Genomic DNA, 20,624 nt, shown 5'->3' on the forward strand with positions numbered 1-20,624 from the left:
CCGAGGATCGCCGGCCCGCTACAGCCGTTCGAGGACCGCGTCGGCGTCGTAGTTGAGGGTCAGCTCCCGCGAGCGGCCCCGGCCGTCCACGTCGGCGTAGCTGGCGGTGATGATCCCCAGCTGGTCGAGCTTGTTGGTCACCTCGGAGTAGCGGGTGTACCCGAGGCCGGTCTCGTCGTTGAACACGTCGTAGATGTCGCCCGCCCGCTTGCCGTCGTGTTCGGCGATCACCTCCAGTAGGGCGCTCTCGGCCTCCGAGAGTTCCTGCAGCCGCCGCGAGAGGTGGACGTACTTCGACTTGTCGTAGGCCTTCTCGACGTCCTCCATCTCGATCTCCTTGCTCGCGCGCATCTCGGCGTTGAGTCCCGCCCGGCGCAGCAGGTCGATGCCGACGCGCAGGTCGCCGCCCTGCTCCTCGGTGCACTCGGCGACCCGGTCGAGGACGGGCGCGGCCATGACGCCCTCGTGGAACCCCCGGTCGACCCGCTCCTCGAGGATGTCGACGATCTCCGACTGGTCGTACTTCGGGAAGTACACGTCCTCCGGGCGGAAGACGCTCTGGACCCGGGTGTCCAGCGCGTCGATCACGTCCAGATCGAGGTCCGAGGAGATGCAGGTGACGCCGATCTTCGCGCCCCCCTGCTCCTCGTGGGCGCGCAGCAGCGAGTACAGCGTGTCCGAGGCCTCGTCCTCGTAGAAGAGGTAGTTCACGTCGTCGAGCGCCACCGCCAGCACGCGGTCGTCGGCGACCAGCTGGTCGGTGATCTGCGAGAACAGCTTCTTGAACGAGATCCCAGAGGAGGGCGGCTCGTAGTCGAACACCCCTTCGAACAGCCGCGAGAACACCGAGTACCGCGTGGAGTTGACCTGGCAGTTCACGCGGACGGTCTTCACGTCGGTCTGGGCCTGCAGCTCGCCGAACAGCTTCTGGACGGCGGTGGTCTTGCCGGTGCCGGGCGGGCCGCGCGCGACGACGTTCAGCGGCCGCGACCCCCGGACCGCGGGCCGGAGCGCGTACTTCAGCGTCTCCATCTGCGTGTCGCGGTGGAGAAACGTCTCCGGCAGGTAGTCGATCTCGAAGACGTGTTCGTCGCGGAACACCGACTCGTCCCACGACAGCATCCCCTCCTCGGGGTCCTCCGTCATTACTTTCACCACGCTCCCCGCGCCACTTAACCGTTTGCCAGTCGGGGCGAAAGTGGAACGCACGCCGAACGAACCGGTATCTTTCCGCGACATCCCGGCCGAAATCTGGCCGGCGTCCGGGAGTACGACGGCCGGCTCGCCGGAAGTGAAACGGGGTGTGGGCGACCCGATGGTCCGCTCGCGCGGCGATGGATTGAAGCCGGTCCGACGGGTGCGTCTCCCGGTATGGAGGCGACCGAGGCGACGCTCTGCCACCCCGTCGTCGACGGCGAGTTGCTGCTCATCCGGAAACGGCGCGGGCTCGGCGCCGGCAAACTGGTGGGCCCCGGCGGGAAGGTCGAGGACGGCGAGACGCCGCGGGAAGCGGCCCGGCGGGAAGTCCGCGAGGAGCTGCGGGTCGACCCCGTCGGGCTGGAGAAATGCGGTAAGTTCGACTTTCACTTCCGCGACGGGAGCGTCGACGACGACTCGATGCACGTCCACGTGTTCGCTGCGGATGGGATCGAGGGCGATCCCGAAGCGACCGAGGAAGCGGTGCCGGAGTGGCACCCGGCGGACGCGGTGCCCTACGACGAGATGTGGGTCGACGACCGGGTGTGGCTCCCGCACCTGCTCGACGGCGAGACCTTCCGCGGCGAGTTCGTGCTGAACGACGACGGCGAGTCGCTGGTGCGCTACGAGATGGAGATCGGCGTGGCCGTGGAGTGAGAGCGTCGCAGGGGTGTTTTCGTGTCGGCTTCACCCGCCGGCGGCGTTTAGTGCGCTGTCGAACTCGAACCGCTCCCGAACGGCGTCGCTCTCGGCGACTCGGTAGCGGCGCGGGGACGTGTTCGGGACTTCCTCGACGGCGTCGAGTTCCAGAAGGGGGCCGATGTAGTTACCGACGGTCTGGCGGGTGACGCCGGGTGGTCGGCGAGTTCGCTCTCGCTGAACTCCCTCCCCGGCGGGAGACCGAGAAGCGCGTCGACGAGTGTCGGGACGCTCTCGTGTCTCGTCAGTCGGAGGGATCCGCTGGGACGGGCGAGACGGGCTTCCTTCGTGTCCCGCCCGGACGCAGCGTGTCCCGGCGTTGACCCGCTCATAGTGCCCACGTGCCCGTGAACGCACACACAACTTTGCGACACACTGGGCCTGAGTCCCGGTGCTGTTCCCCTCCCCGACCGTCCTCACCTTCGACCGCGTAATCGAAGTTTCCAAGAGCGTCGGGCGGGTCCGTGAACGTATGAGCACGGACGACGCCGACGGAGACGGGGAACCCGCGGCCCGCACGGAGCGGTTCGCGGACGTGCCCGACCAGTACGACCCCGACGCGGTCGAGGACCGGGTGTTCGACTACTGGGACGCCGTCGACGCCTACGAGCGGACGAAAGAGCACCGCGCCGACGGCGAGGACTACTTCTTCGTCGACGGCCCGCCCTACACCTCCGGGTCGGCCCACATGGGCACCACCTGGAACAAGACCCTGAAGGACTGCTACATCCGCTATCTCCGGATGCAGGGCTACGACGTGACCGACCGGCCGGGCTACGACATGCACGGCCTGCCCATCGAGACCCGCGTCGAGGAGCGGCTGGACTTCGAGAACAAGAAGGACATCGAGGAGTTCGGCGAGCAGAACTTCATCGACGAGTGCAAGGCCTACGCCAATGAGCAACTGGAGGGGCTGCAGGAGGACTTCAAGTCGTTCGGCGTCTGGATGGACTGGGACGACCCGTACAAGACGGTCGAGCCCGAGTACATGGAGGCGGCGTGGTGGGGCTTCGAGAAGGCCCACCAGCGCGGCCTCGTCGAGCAGGGACAGCGCTCCATCTCCCAGTGTCCGCGCTGCGAGACCGCCATCGCCAACAACGAGGTCGAGTACGAGGACGTGGAGGACCCCTCGATCTACGTCAAGTTCGACCTCGAAGACAGGGAGGGCTCGCTGGTCATCTGGACGACGACGCCGTGGACCATCCCCGCCAACACGTTCGTCGCGGTCGACGGCGAGGGGGAGTACGTCGGCGTCGACGCGACGAAGGACGGCGAGACCGAGCGGCTCTACGTCGCCGCGCCGAAGGTCGAGTCGGTCCTCTCGGCGGGTCGCTACGACGACTACGAGGTCGTCGAGGAACTGACCGGCGAGGACCTCGTGGGCTGGACCTACGAGCACCCGCTGCGCGAGGAGGTCCCCGACGCCCCGAGCGGCGAGGGCGCCCTCGAAGTGTACACCGGCGAGTACGTCGACACCGAGGGCGACGGCACGGGGCTCGTCCACTCCGCGCCCGGCCACGGCGAGGAGGACTTCGAGCGCGGCACGGAGCTCGGGCTGGACATCTTCTGTCCGGTCGGCGCCGACGGCGTCTACGACGAGTCGGCCGGCGAGTACGCCGGCGAGTTCGTCAAGGACGCCGACCGCGACATCATCGCGGATCTGGACGACAACGGCGCGCTCCTCGCGGAGGAGACGACGACTCACAGCTACGGTCACTGCTGGCGCTGCGACACCGGGATCATCCAGATCGTCACCGACCAGTGGTTCATCACGATCACCGACATCAAAGACGAACTCCTCGAAAATATCGAGGACTCGGAGTGGTACCCACAGTGGGCGCGCGACAACCGCTTCCGGGACTTCGTCGAGGACGCCCCCGACTGGAACGTCTCCCGCCAGCGCTACTGGGGCATCCCGATCCCGATCTGGATCCCCGAAGACTGGTCCGGGGAGATGAGCGACGCCATCGTCGTCGGCGACCGCGCGGAACTCGCCGAGCGAGTCGACCAGGACATCGATCCCGACGAGGTGGACCTGCACAAGGACACCGTCGACGACCTGACGATCACCGAGGACGGCACCACGTACGAGCGCGTCCCGGACGTCTTCGACGTGTGGCTGGACTCCTCGGTCGCGACGTGGGGCACCCTCGATTACCCCGAGGACGACAGCCGCTTCGACGAGTTGTGGCCCGCCGACCTCATCATGGAGGCCCACGACCAGACCCGCGGGTGGTTCTGGTCGCAGCTCGGCATGGCCACCGCCGCGATGGGTGAAATTCCGTACAAGCAGGTCCTCATGCACGGCTACGCCAACATGCCGGACGGCCGCGGCATGTCCAAGTCGAAGGGCATCTTCGTGGACCCCCACGAGGTCATCGACGAGTACGGCGTCGACCCGATGCGCCTCTTCTTGCTGTCGGTCACGGCCCAGGGCGAGGACATGAACTTCTCGTGGGACGAGACCCAGGAGATGCAGCGCCGGCTCAACATCCTCTGGAACGTCGCGCGGTTCCCGCTGCCGTACATGCGGGCCGACGACTTCGACCCGGAGGCGACGACGCTCGCCGACGTGGCCGACGACCTCGAACTCGTCGACGAGTGGGTGCTCTCGCGCCTGCAGAGCGTCGAGGCGGAGATGACCGACGCGATGGACGACTTCGAGAACGACCGCGCCGTGAACGCCCTCCTCGACTTCGTCGTCGAGGACGTCTCGCGGTTCTACATCCAGGTCGTCCGCGAGCGCATGTGGGACGAGTCCGACTCGCCGAGCAAGCGGGCCGCCTACGCGACGCTGTACACCGTCCTGGAGGAGGTCGCGGCGCTGTTCGCCCCGTTCGCCCCCTTCGTCGCCGAGGAGGTCTACGGCTCGCTCACCGGCGACGCCGGCCACCCGACGGTCCACATGTGCGACTGGCCCGAACCGGACGACGAGTACCGCGACGTGGGCCTGGAGGGGGACATCGAGGTCGTCCGCGAGATCGAGGAAGCCGGGTCGAACGCCCGCCAGCAGGCCGAACGCAAGCTCCGCTGGCCGGTCAAGCGCGTCGTCGTCGACGTGGACGACACGGGCGACGAGGCCGACGCGACCGACGTGGCCGGCACCGTCGAACTCCGCGCGGATCTCCTGGCCGACCGCCTCAACGCCCGCGCCGTCGAAGTGGTCGACCCCGAGGCGGACTGGGGCGAGCTGTCCTACTCCGCCGAGGCCGACATGAGCCTGCTCGGTCCCGAGTTCGGCGACGACGCCGGCCGCGTGATGGGCGCGCTCAACGACGCCCGCGTGGCCGAACCGACCGTCGCGGCGCTGGAGTCGGCGGTCTCGGCCGACCTCGACGAGCCGGTCGACCTCGACCCGGAGATGGTCGAGTTCGTCCGCCACACCCCCGAGGGCGTCGCCGGCGCCGAGTTCGAGGCGCTCGGCGCGGAGGGCGTCGTCTACGTCGACACCACGCTGACCGAGGACATCGAGTCCGAGGGCTACGCCCGCGAGGTCGTCCGCCGCGTCCAGGAGATGCGCAAGGAACTCGACCTCGACATGGAGGCGCCGATCCGCCTGGAGTACGACGTGCAGGACGACCGCGTCGCGGATCTGGTCGCACCCCACGAGGACCTGATCGCCGAGGAGGTCCGCGCCGAGGAGGTCGGTGCCGTCGCCGACGGCCACCGTAGGACCTGGGACGTGGAGGACATCGAGGTGGAGATCGCGATCGAACCGCTGGCGGCCGCCGAGGCGTCGGACTGAGGGTCGGAATCGTCGAGGCGTCGGACTGAGCGAACCCTCTATTCCGGCGTCTCGGGCAGCGTGACGGCGGCGGGGTCGGTCCACCGGCGCACCTCGCCGCTCGGGTGGTACGCCACGGCGACCGAGCCCGCGTCGTGCGAGCGGGCGAACCGCCTGACGACGGCCGTGTTCGCGAAGTCGTCGGGGGCGTCGACGTTCACCCGGTCGGTCATCCCGTCGTGCTGGAGCGAGGCCCACCCGGCCAGCGCGAGGTCGACCTTCGGGTCCCCCGCTCGCTCGCCGTCGTCGGACACGACCGCGTCTCGCAGTCGCTCGTGCATCCCCGAGGGGACGACGTAGGCCGTCCCGTCTGGCGCCACCGAGACGTGTCCGGCCCGGATCCGACCCGGGGGGAGCTCCGGGAAGGGGACGGTCACGCTACCGCAGCGAGATGTTGGCGGTCTTCGTCTGCGTGTAGTGTTCGACGGCCTCCTGGGCGGTCTCCCGGCCCATCCCGGACTGCTTGTACCCGCCGAAGGGCTGGCCCGCCGGGAAGTCGTTGTAGGTGTTGACCCAGACGTTGCCGGCCTCGATGTCCCTGATCGCCCGGTGGGCCTTCGTCAGGTCCTCGGTGAGGACGCCCGCCGCGAGCCCGTAGTCCACGTCGTTGGCCAGTTCGATCATCTCGTCGTAGTCGCTCCAGGTGAACACCTCCTGGACCGGCCCGAAGATCTCCTCCTGGACGGCCCTGTTGTCGTGGTCGATGTCGTCGATGAGCGTCGGCGCGACGAAACAGCCGTCCGAGAGGGCCTCGTCGTCGGGCTGGCTCCCGCCGGTGACGAACGCCGCCCCCGCCTCCTCGGCCTCCTGGATGTAGCTCATCGTCCGCTCGACCTGCTCGGCGGTCACCTTCGGCCCGAGGTCCGTCGACTCCAGCAGCGGGTCGTCCACCGTCAGGTCCTCCGCCGCGGCCGCCAGCTCGTCGAGGAACTCGTCTTTCACGTCCTCGTGGACGAACAGCCGCGACCCGGCGCAGCAGCACTCCCCGGTGTTGAAGAAGATGGCCGTGATGGTCGTCTCGACGGCCCGTTCCAGGTCCGCGTCCGGGAAGACGATCAGCGGGCTCTTCCCGCCCAGTTCCAGCGTGAGGTCGGTGATGTTGTCCGCGGCGCTTTTCATCACCTCCCGGCCGACCTCGGTCGACCCGGTGAACGCGAGTTTGCGGACGTCCGGGTGTTCCGAGAGGGGCGCGCCCGCCTCCGGGCCGAAGCCGGTGACGACGTTCACCACGCCGTCCGGGATCACGTCCTCGGTGACCTCCATCAGTTTCAGGACGCTCAGCGGGGTCTCCTCGGCGGGTTTGAGTACGACCGTGTTGCCGGCCGCCAGCGCGGGGCCGAGCTTCCAGGCCGCCATCAGCAGCGGGAAGTTCCACGGGATGATCTGTCCGACGACGCCGTAGGGCTCCCGGAGCGTCTGGACGTGCCTGCTGTCGTCGGTATCGACGGTCACTCCCTCGTGGGCGCGGGCGATGCCGGCGAAGTACCGGAAGTGGTCGACGACGAGCGCCATGTCGATGCGCGCCTCGGTGATCGGTTTGCCGTTGTCCAGGCTCTCGAGGCGCGCGAACTCCTCTCTGTGCTCCTCGACGGCGTCGGCGATGGACTCGAGCATCGCCTGCCGCTCGGCCGTCGACGTCTCGCTGTACCGCTCGTCGTAGGCCTCCCACGCCGCCTCGACGGCACGGTCGATGTCCTCGGCGTCGCCGGCCTGTACCTCCGCGAGCGTCTCGCCGGTCGTCGGGTCGGTCGTCTCGAAGGTCTCTCCGGAGGCGCTCGGCACCCACTCGCCGCCGACGAACAGCTCCCGATGCTCCGGGAGCACCTCGTTCGCCGCCTGCTCGTGGCGCTTCCTGATCGCCGACTTGCGCTCCGCCGCGTCTCGGGATCCGCTCTCTGTAGACATACATCATCTATTATGTAGTACGCCGGCTTAGTGGTTTCCGTATTGAACATTTCAAGTCAAATGACGGACATTGTCGGCGGTGGCTGCGAAGAATTCGGCCGGGTCGAGCGACCCGTGGTGGCACCGGTTCACGTCCGCCCCCGCCACTTTTGGCCCGTCTGCGCGAAACCGCGTCCATGAGACGCGACGACGTCGCGGCCGCCCTCCGTGACGAGCACGAACGCGACGGCTACCTCCGTCCCGACTACGACGGCTACTGCTTCGCCGGTGTCGGCCCGACAGTGACGGATCTGTTCGGCGTCGACGCCGGACGGACGCTGCCCGACGACGTGTTCGCGGGCGTCGACACCGACGTTTCCCACGTCGTCCTCGTCCTCGTGGACGGGTTCGGCCTCGACCGCTGGCGGGCCGACGCCGACCGCTACGAACTCTTCGACGCGCTCGACACCCGCGGGACGGTCACGCCGCTGACCTCGGTGTACCCCTCCGAGACGGGGTCGGCGATCCCGACGCTACACACCGGTCGGACGCCGGCCGAACACGGGATGCTCGGCTGGGAGTGGTACGACCCCGAGGTCGGCGCGGTCGTCCAGGGCCTCCCGTTCGTCCGGAAGGGCAGCGGCGACTCGGCCGCCGACGTGATGGACCCCGCCGAGCTGTTCGCCGGCGACCCGATATACGACGCGCTCGTTGCGGACGGCGTCGACGCCCACGCCGTCCAACCGGAGTCCATCGCCGGCAGCCCCTCCTCGGAGGCGATGCTCGGCGCCGCCGAGGACCACCCCGCCGCCAACGCCGCCGAGCTGGCGCTGACGGTCCGCCAGACGCTCGAGTCGGCCGACGGCCCGACGTGCTGTTACGCCTACTTCGGGATGGCCGACGCCCTCGCCCACTTCGCCGGCACCGACTCGGCGGACTACCGGGCGCAACTTGGCGCCGTCGCCGACGCCCTCCAGCGCCAGCTCGTCGAGGGGTTGGACCCCGAGACGGCCGCCGAGACGCTCCTGGTCGTGACCGCCGACCACGGCCTCGTCGACACGGACCCCGACGACTACGTCGACCTCGTGGCCGTCGACGGCGTGGCCGACGCGCTGCGGACCGGTCCCGGCGGCGACCCCCTCCCGCCGGTCGGGAGCCCCCGGTCGGCCCACCTCCACCTCGACGACGGCGCGACCGACCGCGTCGCCGCCGCGCTCGACGACCGACTGGACGCGTTCGTGACGACCGGCGAGGACGCCCTCGCGGACGGTCTGTTCGGGCCGGACCCCTGCGAGCGGGCGCGCCGCCGGGCGGGCGACGTGGTCCTCAGCCACCGCGAGCGCACCGCCTGGTGCGACGACGAGGACCACCTGGGCCACGTCGGCAACCACGGCGGGCTCCACCCCGAGGAGATGCTCGTCCCCTTCGCCGCCGCCAGCGTCGACGCCCTCCGGTGACCGTCCCGAGGACCGACCGACTGCGGCGCGACCTGTCGCCGCTTGAAGAGAACTCTTCGAGTATCGCAATCGCTTTTGGCCAGTATCGCAGACGCTCGACCAGTGACAGACACCGGGAAGCAGTTGCGCGCGCTCTACTTCACGCGGTTCGCGAGCGCGTTCGGGCTCATCACGCTACTGACGCTGCTGTCGGACTTCATCGAACAGCTCGGCGCCGAGGGGTTCGTCCTCGGGCTGTTCGCGACGGGACTGACCTTCGCACAGGCGGTCGGGATCGTCCCCATCTCGTGGGCGGCCGACCGCTACGACAAGCGGACGGTCCTGCTGGGCGGGGTCGGGCTGGCGTCGGTCGTCTACTTCGCGTTCGCGTTCGTCGAGACGAGCTGGCAGTTCATCGGCGTCCGCGCGTTCCAGGGCATCGCGGCGACCGCCGGCGGGCTGATCGCGCTCGCGCTGGTCGGCGACCTGGCCCGGGAGTCCGAGCGGGCCAACACCATCGGGACCTCCAACTCCTGGCGGTTCGCGGCGGCCATCGGCGGGACGTTCTCGGCCGGCGCGCTCTACGACGCCTTCGGCTTCGACGCCGTCTTCGCCCTGCTGACGGCCATCTCCGCGACGGCGTTCGTCGTCGTCTGGCTCTGGGTCGAACCCGACGACACGCGGATCCGCGGGTTCCCGTTCAGCGACCTGGCGTTCAACAGGCGGATCCTCACGATGACGAGCTTCCGGGCGCAGTACGCCGTGGCGGTGACGCTCGTCCGGACGTGGGTGCCCATCTACGCCGGCCTGGAGGCCGCCTCGGGCGGCCTGGGGTTCGAGGCGACCGTCGGCATCTCGGTCGTCATCGCCGCCGAGAAGTTCACCAACATGATCAGCCAGCCGTTCACGGGCAGCCTCTCGGACCGCTTCGGTCGGGCGCGGTTCGTCTTCGTCGGCGGGCTCTTCTACGGGACCGTCGCGCTGGTCGTCCCGTTCACCCCGGCGATCGGCGGCGCGCTCGGGCTCCCGTCGGTCTACCCCGTCCTCGGTCACCTCTCGACCGGCTTCCTGCCGCTCGTGGCGCTGAACGCCCTGCTGGGCTTCGCGGACTCGATCCGCGAGCCCGCCAGCATGGCGCTGTTCGCCGACGAGGGGAAGGGTCAGGGCGTCGCCTCCAGTTTCGGCGTCCGCGACCTCGTGTGGCGACCCGGCTCCGTGCTCGCGCCGCTCGCCGGCGGCTGGCTGACGAGCAACGTCGGCATCGACTGGGTGTTCTTCCTCGGCGGCGCCTTCGCGTTCACCGGCGTCTTCGCCTTCCTCGGCATCCTCTCGTACAACCACGGCCGCGACGCGCTCGCCGCGTGGTGAGAACGAGAGGGGGATACAGCGGTCCGCGTCGTCACCGCCTCCGCGACAACAGACTCGATCGGTACGACAGACAGCGTGAAAGCCCCCGGTCGCTCCGGGAAGCACGACGAAGCAGGCACTGGAACGAGCGAAGCGAGTGAAGCGCGCAGCGAGGCGCGCGACCGGAGCGACCGGCCCCTTTCATTCCCACCCGTTTCGGCTGGTGATCAGTCTATGCGGGTGGGAATGAAAGGGGCGACTCGTTCGGCGAAGGCGGACGACGCAAGCACCGCAGGGAGTGGAACGACCGAGGAGCGCAGCGAGACCCCCGAGCCGAACGAGTCGGGGCTTTCACGCTGTTTGCGGTTACGGGACCGGTTCACCGGAGCGCAGCGACGATCCCACCGACAGATCAGACTCATCGACCACAACGTACACGACGGACCCCGACCACGACCACACCATGTCACCGACAGTCCACGCCCTGCGAAACGAGATCCGGGTCTCGGTCGGCCGGTTCGAACGCGAGGTCTCCAGCGCCTTCACCAAGGAGGCGCTGGCGGCGATCTGCGACGCCGTCGACGCCGACATCGACACGGACAGCCAGCCCTCGAAGCCGGCGATGCGGACGGCGATCCGCGGGGCCGTCGAGGGGCTGGACGGCGACGGCGCGGACAGCGGCGACAGCTTCCGGAAGGCGGACCTGCAGGCGATAGCGGAGGAGTTGCGGGACGAGCAGTAACCCCGCGACGGCGACGGTCGCTCAGAACTCCCGGACCATCACGAGCGCGTCCTCGCCGTTGGAGTAGTAGCGGGGGAGCCGACCCCGGCGCTCGAAGCCGAAGCCACGGTAGAGCCGCCTGGCCGTCTCGTTGGACTCCCGGACTTCGAGTTTCACCGAGCCGACGCTCTCGGTCGCGAGGACGGTCAGCGCCCGCTGGAGCAGGCGGCGGCCGACGCCCTGGCCGCGACACTCCTCGGCGACGGCGATGTCCTTGACGTGGCCGAGCGAGTCGCCGTGCTCGGGGACCACGTCGGCGACGACGTAGCCGACGACGCGGCCGTCGTCGCCGATCGTCGCTGTCTCCCGGGAGTCCTCGTCGTCGCGGACCTGCGCGACGAGGAAGCCGGGCTCGTCGAGGAAGCGTTCGAACGCCGAGAAGGGCCACGGCTGGGGGAACGCCTCCTGCTCGATGTGGAAGACCGCGAGCAGGTCGGCCCGCTCGGCCTCCCGGACGTGCACGTCCGAGCCCGACTCCTCGTCCGCTGGGACGGTCGTCACTACCGCCGGGTAGGCGACGGCCCTACAAATGTCTACTGCCGGCGGACGGGTCCGGTGGCGAGATACAGCCCGGGCGGGAGGCCGACCGCCGATCCCTCACGAAAAACCACGCGACGACGCGGTGATCAGAAAATTCATAATCGCGACCCACCCACCGGCGAACGCACCCGCGATGGGTGCCACCCCACCCTCCCCACCCCACCCACTCTCTTTCCGTTTCCGTGACTCGACGGCTCCGCGACGCCGCCGCTCGCCGGACAGCGCACGAAAAATGCGAAGGTGTGACGAGCCGGTCAGTCGTCGGCGGGCGCGGCGCCGTCGCCGGACTCGTACTGCTGTTTGACGTGGGTGAGCTTGCCGCCGTCGGCGAGGATCTCGCGTTCGCGCTCGGAGGCGTCGAGGTTGGCGGTCGCCTCCCAGTCGTCGTTGATCCGGACCGTGATCTCCTCCTGGCCGGAGCGGACGGCGTCGGCGACGTCGTCGACGATCTCGACGGAGTCGCCCTGGTCGATGTCCTCGTAGGTGTCCTCGTCGATCGTCAGCGGGACGATGCCGAAGTTGAAGAGGTTCGCCTTGTGGATGCGGGCGAAGCTCTGGGCGAGGACGGCGTCGATGCCGAGGTACATCGGGCACAGCGCCGCGTGTTCACGGGAGGAGCCCTGCCCGTAGTTCTCGCCGGCGAGCAGGACGCCGCCGTCGGCCTCCAGCGCGCGCTCGGGGAAGGTCTCGTCGACGCGCGTGAGCGTGAACTCCGAGAGCTTCGGGATGTTCGACCGGTACATCAGCACGTCGGCGTTGGCCGGGCTGATGTGGTCCGTCGTGATGTTGTCCGGCATCTTCAGGAGGACCTCGCCCTCCAGGTCGGCCGGGAGCGGGTCCTTCAGCGGCACGTCGCCGATGTTGGGGCCCTTGATGAGCTCGTCGTCGACGGCCTCGTCGGGCGCGATGAGGTCCGAGCCGCTGACGCCGACGTAGTTGTCGCCGAGCTCGAAGCCGGGGTCCTCCAGGTCGCCGAGTTCGTCGGCCAGGTCGCGCGGGTCGACGATCTCGCCCTTGAGGGCGGCCGCCGTGGCGACCTCCGGCGAGCAGAGGTAGACGGAGTCGTCCTCGATGCCCGACCGGCCCTCGAAGTTGCGGTTGAAGGTGCGCAGCGAGACCGAGTCCGAAGCGGGCACGTGGCCGTTGCCGATACACGCGCCGCAGGTCGCCTCGGAGAAGTTGACGCCGGCGGCCATCATCTCCGCGGTCCAGCCCTCGCGGGCCAGCATCTCGGAGGCCTGCTTGGAACCGGGCGCGACGATCATCTCGGTCGTCTTGTTGATCTCGCGGCCCTCCAGCATCTTCGCGGCCGGGAGGATGTCCTCGTAGGCGCCGTTCGTACAGGAGCCGATCATGACCTGGTCGACGTCGGTGCCCTCGACCTCGCGGACGGGCACGACGTTGTCGGGCATCGACGGCTCGGCGATCAGCGGTTCGAGCTCCGAGAGGTCGACCACGATCTCGTCGTGGTACTCGGCGTCCTCGTCGGGCTCGACCTGCTCGAAGTCCTCGGGGCGGCCGACCGCCTCGAGGTACTCCTCGGTCTTCTCGTCGGTCGGGAAGATCGAGGAGGTGGCGCCCAGCTCCGTGCCCATGTTGGTGATGGTCGTCCGCTCGGGCACCGAGAGGCTCTCGACGCCGGGGCCGGTGTACTCGAAGATCTTGCCGACGCCGCCCTTCACGGACAGCCGCCGGAGCAGCTCGAGGATGACGTCCTTGGCGGTGGCCCACTCGGGGAGCTCACCCTCCAGGCGGACGTTGACGACCTCGGGCATGTCGATGTAGTAGGCGCCCCCGCCCATCGCGACGGCCACGTCGAGGCCGCCGGCGCCGATGGCGAGTTCGCCCAGACCGCCGGGGGTCGGCGTGTGGGAGTCCGACCCGAGCATCGTCTTGCCCGGCGCGGCGAAGTTCTCCTTGTGGACGTTGTGGCAGATGCCGTTGCCCGGCCGCGAGAAGTGCGCGCCGAACTTGCCCGCCGCCGACCGCAGGAAGCGGTGGTCGTCCGTGTTCTTGAAGTCGAACTGGTAGGTCTGGTGGTCACAGTACTGCGCGGCGACCTCCGTCTGGACGTCGTCGAGTTCGAGCGCCTCGAACTGCAGCCAGACGAGCGTGCCGGTCGTGTCCTGGGTGAGGACCTGGTCGACCTCGATCCCGATCTCCTCGCCGGGCTCGAGTTCGCCCTCGACGAGGTGGTCGTCGAGGATCTTCTCGGTGAGTGTCTGTCCCATAACGTCCCACAATGGCACACGAGCGGATATAAAACCCGCGAGTCGCCGCGAGTGTTGTCAGGTGTCACAGCCGCGCAGTCCTGCGATTTCGACCATCGTCGTTCGCGGTCACGACTAACGTCGCCGTCGGACGTTCGGCTTCGGTGAACGCGTTCGGTCGGCGGGGCGGTGTGCGCGGTCACCGGACGAGCGGTCGCACGGGCGCTCTGGGGGAGAGACGGGGGGTCCGCGGACGCTTTCCGGAACGAAACGGCTATGCGGGCGAGGGGTCCACGGCCGGTATGTTCAGGAGCGGGCGGTTCGTCGCCGACGCCCTCGGCGACGTGGACGACGAGCAGGTACAGCCCAACGGCGTCGACCTGCGGCTCGGCGCCGTCTACGAGCAGGTCGAACCCGGACGGGTCGGTACGGACGGCAAGACCGTCGGCGAGCGCCGCGAGCTCGACCCCGACGAGGCGGACGGGACCGCGGTCTACCGGCTCGACGCTGGGGGGTACGTCGTCGGCTACGCCGACACCGTCCGCATCCCCGAGGGCCACGTCGGCTTCCTCTACCCGCGGTCGTCGCTGCTGCGCAACTCCTGTATGCTCGACACCGCCGTCTGGGACGCCGGCTACGAGGGCCGCGGCGAGGGGCTGCTGGAGGTGTACCACCCCGTCGAACTCGAAGCCGACGCCCGGATCGCACAGCTGGTCCTCGCCGAGGCGAACCACGCCGACACCTACGACGGCGCCTACCAGCGCGAGGGTATCTGACCCGCGGGTTCGGCGGTCCGTCAGAGGGTCCGGTCCGAAACCCGGTTCCTACCGCCGCCGGTCCCGGACCGGACCCGACCCCGGTCCGCCATCTCCCACCCCCTCGCAGTGTCGGTCGCCGGCACCGCGGCGGCTGTATTTAAATACACTTGTTCCACCATGCCAAAAGGTTAATCGAGGTTGTGGTGAATGATACGAACGGTGTTGGGGGGAGTGAGCCGGACCGTGCCTCTGACATCCGACTTCCGGACGACGCCTCCAACACCGGTGTATCGGGGCATCCCCGATTTTGCTCGCGGCCGTCCCGCGAGCGCGCAGCCGTCTCAGCGTGTCCCCGACAGCGGCGACTCCGGTCGGTCCCGGGGGCGGACAGGGGTCGTCGGGAGGACGGAGCGGAAAAAGCGCCGGTTCCGGCGGCCGGGGGGTCGCCCGGAGTCGGCGGACGGGCCGGGGCAGTTCTTTCAGAGCGTGAAATCGCAGTCGTAGTACTATATAGCGCTCTGGCGACGTACAGGGTATGCCAGCCAGCGAGGACCTGTACGTCCTCGCCCCAGGGGAGGGCGAGGGCGAGAGCGACGGGTGGGTAAGTCCGCAACCGATCGACGAGGCCGTACGGACGGCGGTCGCCGACGCGACAGACGCCGACCCCGACGAGATAGCCGGGGCCGAGTCGTACGTCGACCTCGACGCGGTCGCGGCGCTGCTCGACGGCGACGGCGAGGAGGAGTCGCTGACATTCACCGTGGAGGGCCACGAGGTCACCATCGACGGCGGCGGCCACGTCGCCGTCGACCCCGAGTAGCGGTCGACCCCGAGTGGCGACCGCGCCGTCCCGACTCGACGCACCGGGTAGCCGACCGCGCCGCGAGCGGCGGGACAGCTAACCCCCCGGAGCGAGAACCCCCGGTATGACGCGCCTGGCGCTGATCGCCCACGACGACGAGAAGCCCGAGATGATCGACCTCGCGGAGACCTACGAGTCGCTGCTCTCGACGTTCGACCTGGTCGGGACCGGAACCACGGGCAAGCGGGTCGCCGAGGCGACGGGGCTGACGGTCGAACGCAAGGAGTCGGGGCCGATCGGCGGCGACGCGCAGATCGCCGCGGAGGTCGCCGAGGAGCGCCTCGACGGGATCATCTTCCTGCGGGACCCGCTGACCGCCCAGCCCCACGAGCCGGACATCAGCGCGCTCCTGCGGATCTGTGACGTGCACGACACGCCGCTGGCGACGACCCGGACCACCGCCGAGTACCTCCTCGACGGGCTGGCGGCCGACGCGGACCCCGACGCCTGACCGGCGGCCGTCGACGACGGGAGTGCACTACACCGAGAAGACGTAGACCGCGCCCGCGTTGGGTCCGCTCGCCTCGGTCTCGCCGTCGATCGCCCCGACGAACCCCCGGTCGGCCGACAGCCCCACCGACGTACCGAACAGGTCGTGCGGGTCGCCGTCCCCGGGGAGCAGTTTCGCGTCCTGGCGCCACTCGCCGTCGCCGTCGCGGCCGAACAGGTACGCCGAGCCGGCGTCCGCGCCGGTCGAGTCGTCGTGTTCGGCGCCGACCAGCGCCCGGTCGCCCGACAGCGCCACGTCGCTGCCGAACACGTCCCGGCGGTCGCCGTCGGCGGCGGCGAGTTTCGTCTCCGGGATCCAGTCGCCGTCGACCCGCTCGAACGCGTAGACCGCGCCGCCGTAGAACCCGTTGGGCTCGTCGGCTCCCCAGGCGGCGACCAGCGCCGTCGACCCGTCGAGCGCGACCGAACTGCCGACGTGGTCCCCGTTGTCGGGGTCGTGGTTCACCGCGGGCGCCAGCGTCGCCCGGCGGCGCCACCCGCTGCTCCCGCGCTCGAACAGGTGGGCCCGCCCGACGGCGTCGCCGTCCGCCCTCTCGTAGTCCGGCGCCCCGACGAGGGCCGCGTCGCCGTCGAGCGCGACCGCGCGCCCGAAGTAACTGCCGTCCGCGCCGGTCGGGACGAGCCGCGCGGTCTGGCCCCACTCGCCGGCCGGTCGATCGGTCCCGGTCGAGCCGCCGCCCCCGCCGGTCTCCGCCGCTCCGCCGCGAGTGAACACGTACGTCGCTCCCGGCCGCTCGTCGCCGTCGGCACCCCAGGGCGCGCCGACCAGGACGGTTCCGCCGTCGACCGCGACTGCCCGTCCGAACGCCTCCTCGACCTCCGGGGACGAGCGGTCGGCACGCAGCGTTGCGGTCTGCTCCCACCCCTCGTCGCCGTCGGCGAAGACGACGGCCCCACCTCTCGGGATGCCGTGGGGTCCGATCCGCTCCACCGCGCCGACGACGAGCGTCCCGTCGGACACCGCGATGTCGGTCCCGAACCTGTAGTCGAAGGGGAGCGACTCCGGGTCGGGACGGAGCGTCGACCGCTGGCGCCACTCGCCGCCGGCCCGCTCGAACACGTACACCGACCCTTCCGGACCGCTGGTCCCGGAGTGGGCGTCGCCCGGCGCGGCGACGAGGAGGGCGTCCTCCGCCACGGCCAGTGTCGCCCCGAAGTGGTCGTACTCCCGCGAGTCCGCGCCCGTGAACGCCGCCACCTGGTCGCCCCGTCCGGGCGTCGCAGTCGGTGCTGGGGTCGGCGTCGGCGTTTCGGTCGGTGTGGGCGTCCGGGTCGGCGTCGCGGTCGGGGTCGGCGTCACCGTCGCCGTCGGTGTCGCCGATCCGGTCGCCGGCGGTCGCTCGCTCGCGGTCGGTCCGCCCGTCGGGTCTCCGTCGACCGTCGTCCCGTCTCCCGGCCCGTCGTCGGGGCCGAGGTTGCACCCGACGAGCGGGACGGTCGCTCCCGCGGCCAGCCGGCGGAGGAGGGCTCGGCGGCTTCGCATACGTCACCGGTCGCAACCGTGTTACTAAAGAGTCAGGTGCCGCCGCACGACTCACGGCGGACGGGGCGGAACGGAGTGGAGCGGTGCGGAGGCGGTCGGGCGCGGCGGCCGCGACCGGGAGACGGGGCGGAGACCACCCGGAGATCGGGTGGGGGGACGGGGCGGGACGGGTGGAGGGCCGACAGCGGGCAGGGGCAGGTGGGTGGGAAGGCGTCCCGTACTACGGCCCCCCTATATAAACCCCTTCGCGAAACTCAAAGAGCCGTTGTACCTATCGACCGTCGACCGGTGCTCGCCGGTGGGCCCCTTCTGCCCGAGGACAAGACCTAACCGCCGGCCGCGCTTCGGGTCGGGCATGAGCGATTCGTCCCTGCGAGCGCCAGCCGAGACCGCCGTGAAGCAGTGCATGGACCTCGGGAGCGACGAGTCCTGTACCGTCGTCACCGACGACGAGCGCCGGCCGATCGGCGAGGCGCTGTACGGCGTCGCGAGCGGGATCACCGACGACGCTGCTATCGTCCGCTACCCGCCGGGCGACCAGCACGGCGAGGAGCCGCCCGAGCCCGTCGCGGCCGCGATGGCCGGCGCCGACGTGGTGCTCGCGCCCACCACGAAGAGCCTCACCCACACCGAGGCCCGCACCGACGCCACCGGGGCGGGCGCCCGGGTCGCCACCCTCCCGGGGATCACCGAGGACGTCTTCCGGGCGGGACTGGACGCCGACTACGACTCCATCGCCGCCGAGTCCGAGCGCCTGCTCGACCAGGTCGCGGGCTGCGAGCAGGTCCGCGTGACGACCGAGCGCGGCACCGACATCGCCTTCGATCTCGGCGACCGGGCGTGGCAGCTCGACACCGGGATCGTCCACGAGCCCGGCGAGATGTCGAACCTCCCGGCCGGCGAGATCTTCGTCAGCCCCGAGGACGCGAACGGGCGCTTCGTCGTCGACGGGACGATGATGCCCCACGGCAGGCTCGACGAGGGGCAGACCCTGGCGTTCGAGGTCGAGGACGGCTACGTCACCGAGGTCTCCGACGACGCCGTCCGCGAGGAGCTCGAGACCGCGGCCGACGAGGTGGGGCGGGACGCCTACAACCTCGCGGAGCTGGGGATCGGGTCGAACCTCGCCGTCGAGGAGCTCGTGGGGTCGGTCCTGCTCGACGAGAAGGCCGCAGGCACCGTCCACATCGCCGTCGGCGACGACCACGGCATCGGCGGCGACACCACGGCGCCCGTCCACCTCGACGGGATCATCACCGGCCCCACGGTGTACGCCGACGGGGCGGAGGTCGAGCTGCCGTCGGCAGAATAAGGGTTCAGACGCTCTCGGGACCACTCTCGGCCTGTCCGCGCTCGTCGGGGTAGAGCCAGTCCGTCCGGACGAACAGGACGGCGGCGACGGCGAGCCACGGGACGACGCCGACCAGGCCGACCGGCGTCGGTCCGAACACGGGGTTGGGGACGGCCGTGGCAAAGAGCGTCGCGAGGCCGGCGCTGCCGTTTATCATCGCGTGGCCGACGACCGCCGGGAAGACGCTCCCGCTCCGGAGCGTGACCCAGCCGAGGAACACGCCGAGTCCGACGGTCGCAACGGTCATCGCCGCCAGGCCGAGCCACGGCGCGCCCGTATACGCCAGGCCGTAGTTGTACCCCATCGCGATGACCGGCCAGTGCCAGACGCCCCAGACGACGCCGTGGGTGACCAGCGCCCGCCGCCAGCCCAGCGGCGCGAGCTTCGGCAGCAGGTACGCGCGCCAGCCGAACTCCTCGCCGAACGTGGCGACGCTGTTCAGCAGGGGCGCGGCCACGAGCGCCTGGACGAACTGGACGGCGAGAAACGCCGTCGGCGAGAGGGGGATCTCCTGGCCCGTCTCCGCCTCGACCGTCGCGAGCAGGTCCGCGACCGCCGCCGTCCCGCCGAACAGGTCCGGATACACCAGGAAGTACAGCCCCGCACCGGCGAGGATCAGGACGAGGGGACCGACCCACCCGACGAGCCACGGGCGCGAGCGCGTCCGCACGCGGAGGTGCATCTCGCCGCGGTCGAACCCCTCGTCGGTCAGCCACCGGGCCGCGACGTGACCGATGGCCGGTCCCCACATGTAGGGGCCGGCGAGCAGGACCAGCCACAGCGGGATCCCCAGCGCCAGCGTCGGCCCCGCACCGACGCCGCCCAGCCCGTAGATAACGGCCGCCGTCGCCCACGACACCGCGAACGTGACGCCGAGGAAGACCGCGACCCGGCGGCGCTGCAGCCGTTCCCCCGTTGCCGGTCGGTCCCCCCACTCGCCCCCCGGTCGCTCGGATCCGGTGTGCATGCCGCGTTCGTTCGGCGCGGGCCCACGTGAATATTCTCCCCGTACCGGGATCTCCGGGGTCGAACACGGCCCCCTCGTCGACCGGTCGGTCCGCCGCCGGCTCACGGCCCCGGCGGGCCGACTCAGCGGACTTTTACGCGTTCGGGGGCAACACGGGGGTATGACCGAGTCCGCCGAGCGGGTCGCCGTCGCCTGCCCCTCGTGTTCGCCCTCGCTGGAGACCGTCCACGAGGTGCTCGCGACGGGCGGCGGCCACGCCACGATCCGCTGTACCGAATGCGGCCACACGCACAAAGACCAGCTCCCCTCGACCACGGAGTACGAGCGCGACGTGGTCGTCTCCCAGGACGGCGAGTCCTTTACCGCCACCGCCGACGTGCCGGAGGGCGAACAGCTCGCCGTCGGCGAGGAGTTCCTGCTGGAGACCGAGGAGGCGATCATGACCGTCCGGATCACCAGCCTCGAACTCGGCGACGAGCAGCGCGCCGAGGAGACGACCGCCGAGGAGGTCCGGACCATCTGGACCCGCGCGGTCGGCAACGTCAGCGTCGACCTGACACTCCACCCCAAGGACGGCACGCACGACGAGACGGAGTCGCTGACCGTCCAGGTGCCCGGCGACTACGAGTTCGTCGTCGGCGAGACCGAGGAACTGGGCGACGAGGAGTTCACCGTCGAGGGCATCCACGTCCGCGACGACGCCGTCGGCTACGAGCACGCCAAGCTCGACTTCGACGGGGACAGCGCCTTCGCGAAGGACATCAACCGGGTGTACGCGCGCGACGAGTCCTCGTCGGCCTGGTCCGCGTGGTAGC

Annotated in this window: 17 protein-coding genes and 1 pseudogene; 10 read left to right on the plus strand and 8 right to left on the minus strand. The window is 70.1% G+C overall.

The genetic code is table 11. From position 1 onward, the window contains the following. Window positions 1-18: 18 nt before the first annotated feature. Window positions 19-1,146 (minus strand): ORC1-type DNA replication protein, encoded by a 1,128-nt coding sequence (locus tag E3328_RS13350; RefSeq protein ID WP_135365128.1) that lies wholly within the window; start codon window positions 1,144-1,146, stop codon window positions 19-21. A gap of 225 nt (window positions 1,147-1,371) precedes the next feature. On the opposite strand from E3328_RS13350, the gene E3328_RS13355 reads away from it, so the two are divergent. After that, window positions 1,372-1,854 carry an 8-oxo-dGTP diphosphatase gene (locus E3328_RS13355; RefSeq protein WP_135365129.1) on the plus strand — a complete coding sequence of 161 codons (483 nt, stop codon included), beginning with the start codon at window positions 1,372-1,374 and terminating at the stop codon, window positions 1,852-1,854. A gap of 30 nt (window positions 1,855-1,884) precedes the next feature. Here E3328_RS13355 and E3328_RS22850 read toward each other — a convergent pair. Then, window positions 1,885-2,228: pseudogene (locus E3328_RS22850) on the minus strand (hypothetical protein). Between the two features lie 140 nt (window positions 2,229-2,368). Between E3328_RS22850 and ileS the strand changes: the two are divergent. Then, window positions 2,369-5,641, plus strand: coding sequence for an isoleucine--tRNA ligase (ileS, locus tag E3328_RS13365; protein ID WP_135365130.1), 3,273 nt, complete (start codon window positions 2,369-2,371; stop codon window positions 5,639-5,641). A 38-nt stretch (window positions 5,642-5,679) separates the two neighbouring features. On the opposite strand, the gene E3328_RS13370 is transcribed toward ileS, so the two are convergent. Continuing rightward, complete coding sequence (locus E3328_RS13370) at window positions 5,680-6,057, minus strand: hypothetical protein (protein ID WP_135365131.1); 378 nt, start codon at window positions 6,055-6,057, stop codon at window positions 5,680-5,682. A gap of 1 nt (window position 6,058) precedes the next feature. Continuing rightward, a complete protein-coding gene (locus E3328_RS13375; RefSeq protein WP_135365132.1) occupies window positions 6,059-7,585 on the minus strand; it encodes an aldehyde dehydrogenase family protein in 1,527 nt (508 codons plus the stop codon). 176 nt (window positions 7,586-7,761) lie between these two features. Here E3328_RS13375 and E3328_RS13380 point away from each other — a divergent pair, with 176 nt between their 5' ends. The 3 genes from E3328_RS13380 to E3328_RS13390 all read left to right on the plus strand — a co-directional run bounded on the left by E3328_RS13380 (window position 7,762) and on the right by E3328_RS13390 (window position 11,089). Then, window positions 7,762-9,021: an alkaline phosphatase family protein gene (locus E3328_RS13380; RefSeq protein ID WP_135365133.1), complete on the plus strand. Its 1,260-nt coding sequence runs from the start codon at window positions 7,762-7,764 to the stop codon at window positions 9,019-9,021. Between the two features lie 102 nt (window positions 9,022-9,123). Further along, on the plus strand, window positions 9,124-10,368 hold the full coding sequence (locus tag E3328_RS13385) for an MFS transporter (RefSeq protein WP_135365134.1): 1,245 nt from the start codon (window positions 9,124-9,126) through the stop codon (window positions 10,366-10,368). Between the two features lie 442 nt (window positions 10,369-10,810). Then, window positions 10,811-11,089, plus strand: coding sequence for a hypothetical protein (locus E3328_RS13390; RefSeq protein WP_135365135.1), 279 nt, complete (start codon window positions 10,811-10,813; stop codon window positions 11,087-11,089). Window positions 11,090-11,110: 21 nt separating this feature from the next. On the opposite strand, the gene rimI is transcribed toward E3328_RS13390, so the two are convergent. Together rimI and E3328_RS13400 are read right to left on the minus strand one after the other, a co-directional pair. Beyond that, on the minus strand, window positions 11,111-11,629 hold the full coding sequence (gene rimI, locus E3328_RS13395) for a ribosomal protein S18-alanine N-acetyltransferase (protein WP_135365136.1): 519 nt from the start codon (window positions 11,627-11,629) through the stop codon (window positions 11,111-11,113). 293 nt (window positions 11,630-11,922) lie between these two features. Beyond that, a complete protein-coding gene (locus tag E3328_RS13400; RefSeq protein WP_135365137.1) occupies window positions 11,923-13,899 on the minus strand; it encodes an aconitate hydratase in 1,977 nt (658 codons plus the stop codon). A gap of 281 nt (window positions 13,900-14,180) precedes the next feature. Between E3328_RS13400 and E3328_RS13405 the strand changes: the two genes are divergently transcribed. From E3328_RS13405 to E3328_RS13415, 3 genes are all read left to right on the plus strand, one after another. Next, a complete protein-coding gene (locus E3328_RS13405) occupies window positions 14,181-14,654 on the plus strand; it encodes a deoxyuridine 5'-triphosphate nucleotidohydrolase (protein WP_135365138.1) in 474 nt (157 codons plus the stop codon). 517 nt (window positions 14,655-15,171) lie between these two features. Next, window positions 15,172-15,456: a HalOD1 output domain-containing protein gene (locus tag E3328_RS13410; RefSeq protein WP_135365139.1), complete on the plus strand. Its 285-nt coding sequence runs from the start codon at window positions 15,172-15,174 to the stop codon at window positions 15,454-15,456. Between the two features lie 106 nt (window positions 15,457-15,562). Next, window positions 15,563-15,949 (plus strand): methylglyoxal synthase, encoded by a 387-nt coding sequence (locus tag E3328_RS13415; protein WP_135365140.1) that lies wholly within the window; start codon window positions 15,563-15,565, stop codon window positions 15,947-15,949. Window positions 15,950-15,976: 27 nt separating this feature from the next. On the opposite strand, the gene E3328_RS13420 is transcribed toward E3328_RS13415, so the two are convergent. Beyond that, the gene (locus E3328_RS13420; protein ID WP_135365141.1) at window positions 15,977-17,491 is read right to left on the minus strand and encodes an FG-GAP repeat protein; all 1,515 of its coding nucleotides are present in this window, start codon (window positions 17,489-17,491) and stop codon (window positions 15,977-15,979) included. A gap of 355 nt (window positions 17,492-17,846) precedes the next feature. On the opposite strand from E3328_RS13420, the gene E3328_RS13425 reads away from it, so the two are divergent. Further along, a complete protein-coding gene (locus E3328_RS13425) occupies window positions 17,847-18,803 on the plus strand; it encodes an aminopeptidase (protein ID WP_135365142.1) in 957 nt (318 codons plus the stop codon). Window positions 18,804-18,807: 4 nt separating this feature from the next. Here the strand turns inward: E3328_RS13425 and E3328_RS13430 are convergent, their stop codons facing one another. Beyond that, window positions 18,808-19,809 carry a CPBP family intramembrane glutamic endopeptidase gene (locus tag E3328_RS13430; protein WP_135365143.1) on the minus strand — a complete coding sequence of 334 codons (1,002 nt, stop codon included), beginning with the start codon at window positions 19,807-19,809 and terminating at the stop codon, window positions 18,808-18,810. 160 nt (window positions 19,810-19,969) lie between these two features. On the opposite strand from E3328_RS13430, the gene E3328_RS13435 reads away from it, so the two are divergent. Next, window positions 19,970-20,623 (plus strand): HVO_0476 family zinc finger protein, encoded by a 654-nt coding sequence (locus E3328_RS13435; RefSeq protein WP_135365144.1) that lies wholly within the window; start codon window positions 19,970-19,972, stop codon window positions 20,621-20,623. Window position 20,624 lies beyond the last annotated feature (1 nt).

This window comes from Halosimplex halophilum, assembly GCF_004698125.1.
In the GTDB taxonomy this organism is placed as follows: Archaea; Halobacteriota; Halobacteria; order Halobacteriales; family Haloarculaceae; genus Halosimplex; species Halosimplex halophilum.